The organism is Arthrospira sp. PCC 8006 (genome assembly GCF_046480465.1).
GTDB classification, from domain to species: domain Bacteria; phylum Cyanobacteriota; class Cyanobacteriia; order Cyanobacteriales; family Microcoleaceae; genus Limnospira; species Limnospira platensis.
Map to the genome: position 1 here is coordinate 1 of NZ_PKGG01000476.1, position 980 is coordinate 980.

Consider the following 980-nt stretch of genomic DNA (forward strand, 5'->3'; position numbering starts at 1 on the left):
TTATAGTTATTCCACTCACTCTCGCTCATATAAATTCGCATTTTCAACATTGACCAAACATCTTGGTTTAAAGAAAATGCCTCAAAACCCAACGATTCTCGTGCCTCGGAGGCATTTAATTCTTGAATTTCTTGAACGGGCGTTATCGTATTTTGATATTCATTTTTATCAAATGGTTTGCCTTCGGGGCTGGGAGTCATAAAATCTTGAGCATAAACATTGACATCATAAACCGTTCCGGGATCCAATGCCCAATTTAACTTAGTTTTAAAATATTTATTAAATAAACTCACAGCTTGAATTGAACCCGATCCTTTCAGGTTATAATCAATATCAGAAGTTAAAGACGTACTGCCTGCATATCCCCACTCCAAAACCCGTTTTGGTTCCATATTTTTAAATTGATTTTGTTGGTGCAATTCGTCTCGAATATCTTCTAAAAGTTTATTAGTTTCTTCTTCTCGTAATTTTATAAACCTCTTCATCAGCTTTTTGAAATTATCTAACTTAGCTTCTGCTTCTTGTTTTTGTTTTCCTTGTTTGACCCATTTACTTGTATCCAACAGGTACTCTTGTGCCAGAAACCAGTTAGAATGAAAAGCAGTCTCAAGAATTTTTCTCGCCCCTGGTAAATCCACATTGCCCAAAATATCGGCTTTAGCCCACACAGATTCAAGGCTGTAAAGCAAAGGTAAATTCCTGGCTTTACGAATTCGGTTGACCTCCTTAATTTCCCCTTTACTCAGTGTTCGTTGAATCGTCGGTTGAATGGAATCAGCCCGAACGGTATGATTATTCGATGTCCCTCCCTGCTGCACCACATGAGTCAACTCATGGGCGATGAGCTTTTGTCCGCCCCGACTCTCCGGCTGATACTCTCCCTGTTTAAAAAAGATATCTTGACCCGTCGTAAATGCCTTCGCTTGGATGGATTGATTCAATTGACTCGCTTGGGAATTAKCATGAATCCTCACACCCCT

At 39.3% G+C, this 980-nt stretch carries 1 protein-coding gene; it reads right to left on the minus strand.

Annotated features, from left to right (window positions below):
- Positions 1-980 (minus strand): DUF4157 domain-containing protein (locus tag B9T16_RS28905; protein WP_410246417.1); only part of this gene is annotated, 980 nt, incomplete at both ends.